This is a genomic window from Goekera deserti (genome assembly GCF_010685995.1).
GTDB classification, from domain to species: Bacteria; Actinomycetota; Actinomycetes; order Mycobacteriales; family Geodermatophilaceae; genus Goekera; species Goekera deserti.
In genome coordinates this window covers 1-530 of sequence record NZ_JAAGWK010000060.1, presented here as the reverse complement: position 1 = coordinate 530, position 530 = coordinate 1, and the positions used below count along the sequence as shown (strand labels likewise).

The window sequence follows — 530 nt, the reverse complement described above, 5'->3', positions numbered from 1 at the left end:
GGGTCACGAGACCCAGTGCTGCCGCGACCACGAACACGCTGCGCCAGCCCAGCGCTTCGCCCAGATAGCTGCCGACTGGTGCGGCCAGGATCGTGGCAGCCGAGACCCCGCTGAAGATGATCGACAGGGCGCGCGGGACCAGCTCTTGCGGAACGAGCCGCATCGCGACCGCGGCCGAAATGGTCCAGAACCCGCCGAGTGCCACGCCCAGCAGTACTCGGCCGAGCAGGAGGAGCGGCAGGCTGCCGGCAAGCGCAACCAGAAGGTTCGACCCAATCAGCAGGACGGAGAAGGCCAGGAGCACCAGGCGCCGGTCCAGCCGCCGCGTTGCGGCGGCGATCAGGAGGCTCGTAACCAGGGCGACCAGTGCGGTGGCGGTCACGGCCTGGCCCGCAATACCCTCGGTGATGCCGAGATCGCGCGCGATCGGCGGCAGCAGGCTGGCGGGCAGGAACTCGGCGGTCACCAGCCCGAACACGCCGAGCGCCATCGAGACTACGGCCGGCCAGGCCGGCTGGTCCGGCGCTGCC

The 530-nt window shown here is 70.9% G+C and carries 1 protein-coding gene; it reads right to left on the bottom strand.

Annotation, left to right across the window (positions count from 1 at the left end):
• A partial coding sequence (locus G1H19_RS22390) for an MFS transporter (protein WP_204282718.1) occupies nt 1-490 on the bottom strand: 490 nt, incomplete at its 3' end.
• Nucleotides 491-530 lie beyond the last annotated feature (40 nt).